The sequence below is a fragment of the bacterium genome (assembly GCA_040753085.1).
GTDB lineage: Bacteria > UBA9089 > JASEGY01 > JASEGY01 > JASEGY01 > JASEGY01.
This window is the reverse complement of the sequence record JBFMHI010000231.1, coordinates 1-2,431: the sequence shown is the minus strand read 5'-3', so window position 1 is coordinate 2,431 and position 2,431 is coordinate 1. Positions and strand designations below refer to the sequence as shown.

General features: G+C 44.3%; 4 protein-coding genes. All 4 read left to right on the top strand.

Features of this window, described 5'->3' with window-relative positions:
• Window positions 1–303: 303 nt before the first annotated feature.
• The 4 genes from purN (at window position 304) to AB1797_13895 (ending at window position 2,253) form a co-directional block, all read left to right on the top strand.
• Complete coding sequence (gene purN, locus AB1797_13910; protein MEW5768682.1) at window positions 304–918, top strand: phosphoribosylglycinamide formyltransferase; 615 nt, start codon at window positions 304–306, stop codon at window positions 916–918.
• A gap of 40 nt (window positions 919–958) precedes the next feature.
• Entirely contained in the window at window positions 959–1,312 is a 354-nt protein-coding gene (locus tag AB1797_13905) for a flagellar biosynthesis anti-sigma factor FlgM (GenBank protein ID MEW5768681.1), read from the top strand.
• 405 nt (window positions 1,313–1,717) lie between these two features.
• On the top strand, window positions 1,718–2,014 hold the full coding sequence (locus AB1797_13900) for a hypothetical protein (protein MEW5768680.1): 297 nt from the start codon (window positions 1,718–1,720) through the stop codon (window positions 2,012–2,014).
• Window positions 2,002–2,253 carry a DUF2283 domain-containing protein gene (locus tag AB1797_13895; GenBank protein ID MEW5768679.1) on the top strand — a complete coding sequence of 84 codons (252 nt, stop codon included), beginning with the start codon at window positions 2,002–2,004 and terminating at the stop codon, window positions 2,251–2,253. The genes AB1797_13900 and AB1797_13895 overlap by 13 nt, the downstream gene beginning before the upstream one ends.
• Window positions 2,254–2,431: the final 178 nt, after the last annotated feature.

Sequence of the window (2,431 nt, the reverse complement as noted above, 5' to 3'; positions counted from 1 at the left end):
GAGACAAGGAAAAGACTTTTACCCCCCATAGTTGTGGAGATAATAACGTGATTGAGGCGAGGCATAATGTTCTCCAAACTGTTACCAGTTTTTCAGCCCTTTTTTAGGGGATTTGGGACAATGCCGTTTTTAGCAAGAGTAATAATATTGCCCGCCAATTTCACCCTCACCCTATCCCTCTCCCATCAAGGGAGAGGGAATTTTGCTTTGTCTCCCAACTAACTGCTTAACTTAGTCTTGAGCAGTTACTGGCTATTGGCTCTTGGCTAATTGGCTCTTGGCTGGAGTTAAATGGAGCCGCCCATGAAAAAGAAGTTACGAATAGCTGTTTTGATCTCGGGTCGAGGCTCAAACCTCCAGGCTATTATTGACTCCATTGAAAAAGGAGAAGTAGAAGCAGAAATTGCCTTAGTGGTTAGCAATAAAGCTGATGCCTATGGTTTAGTGCGGGCTAAAAAGCACGGGATAAAGACTCTTTTCCTCGATCCTGAAGGGTTTGCCGCCAGAGAAGAGTATGAGCGTGAAATAGTGGCTAATCTCAAAGAGGAAGGCGTAGAATTAGTCTGTCTGGCTGGCTATATGCTCTTGATCACCCCTTATTTTGTAAGGGAATTCCGAAATCGGATCATGAATATCCACCCAGCCTTACTCCCTTCCTTCCCTGGGATAGGAAGTCAGAAGAAGGCCCTTGACTATGGCGTTAAGATAAGCGGCGCCACCGTCCATTTTGTCGATGAAGAATGTGATACCGGCCCCATAATTTTACAGGAAGCCGTCAGCGTCTATGATGATGATACCGAAGAGACCTTGACTAACCGGATATTAGAAAAAGAACACCAGATATACTCAAAAGCTGTCTCTCTCTTTGCTAAGGGAAGGCTTAAAGTAGAGGGAAGAAAGGTAAGGATTCTTCCTTGAAAATTTTTTTTAAAAAATAAGCTAAAGTTTTCCTTCAAGATTGCCGATAGAAATAGTAGAAGGTAAAAAAGAAGGTAAGGTGATGACGATGACACCCATAGAACCTATTTTTAGACTACCGGAAATTCAAAAATTAATTAAGCCCGAGGGCGAGAAGCGAACAGAAAGAGCTTCCGCCAAGGGAGGCGATGAGATAGTCATCTCCAGTGGAGCCAGAAAAGCTCAGCGTCTGCAAAGAGATGTGAGTATCGCCCAGACAGCCGCCAATAGCGCGCCGGATGTGCGTCAAGACAGAGTGGCGGAAGCCAGAGAGAAGCTGGAAAATGGGGCCTATCTGGAAGAGCAAATCGCTGAAGCCATCGCCGAAAAAATTGTGCAAGGGATGGGGTTTTAACCTCCTCCATTAATGGCCAAAAAGAAGCCCGATCTCGCACCTCTTAAATATAGACAAAAGGAGTAAAACAAATGTGTTTTACTCCTTTTTTGTTGCTGATGCTGATAGGCTGATAGGAATGGCTGATAGGAATTTTGGGACGGTTCAAAATCATCCATTTTCTTGTGAAACTTTAGGCGCGGTTAACCTTCCGCAGAAGTAGGGTGGACATTACCCACCAATCTGTTCGCCATCTACGCCTTTTTGGTGGGCGGTGCCCACCCTACCTCTCAGCCGCAAGCTTTCACAGTAAAGTGAACCATCCCAAAATTTTATAGTATCTCAATAGGTAATCGTGCTTACAAAGTTTGGTGACAATTCTCCCCGCCGTCGCTGAACTCATCGTTAGCGGAATTGGAGGTATGAATGGAAGTTGCCTATTCGATCAATGGCGTACCAATACGATTGACTTATGAGAGATGGTACCATATTGTTGAGAACCATGATGAGTTGGCAAGCTATTTCCATGAGATACTTGATACTGTGGAGAAGCCAGATCTTATTGTTCGTGGGAACAAAGGAGCCATGAAAGCTACAAGAAACATCGGAAAGAGAAAGTGGCTGGTGGTAGTTTACAGAGAGCTATCGAGAGGTGATGGATTTGTGATTACTGCCTATCTGCTCGATACTAAACCGAAAGGAGAAATAATATGGCAACAGTGACAACCAAAAGAACAACGGATTTCATCCGTAACTGTGTTGTAGTAGCAACCGACATCCTAAAATTACCAATTCAGCATATGTGGCTGGACTATGATAGGGAGGCCGATGTACTCTATATGAGTTTCCGTAAACCCCAGCGAGCTACTAGGACGATTGAAACGGATGACGATATATTGATACGGAAAGATGGAAAAAACATTGTTGGTTTGACAATATTGAATGCGAGTAGTAGAAAATAATAAAATTCGGGATGGTTCACTTTTGTTTGAAAGCTTGCGGTTGATAAATATGGGGAACATGGGGTAGAGTAGAGAACTGGCGAGTTACCCTCTCCAATAGCCTTAGGTGTCCTGCAATCTGTTTGCTCCCCGTTTCCAGGGAGTGCCTTAGGTACAGGCCGCCATCCACCGTAGTACT

Bases quoted from the DNA above. Each gene is read 5' to 3' on its own strand.
- AB1797_13895 (MEW5768679.1), top strand. From the start codon at position 2,002: ATGGCAACAGTGACAACCAAAAGAACAACGGATTTCATCCGTAACTGT.
- purN (MEW5768682.1), top strand. From the start codon at position 304: ATGAAAAAGAAGTTACGAATAGCTGTTTTGATCTCGGGTCGAGGCTCA.
- AB1797_13900 (MEW5768680.1), top strand. From the start codon at position 1,718: ATGGAAGTTGCCTATTCGATCAATGGCGTACCAATACGATTGACTTAT.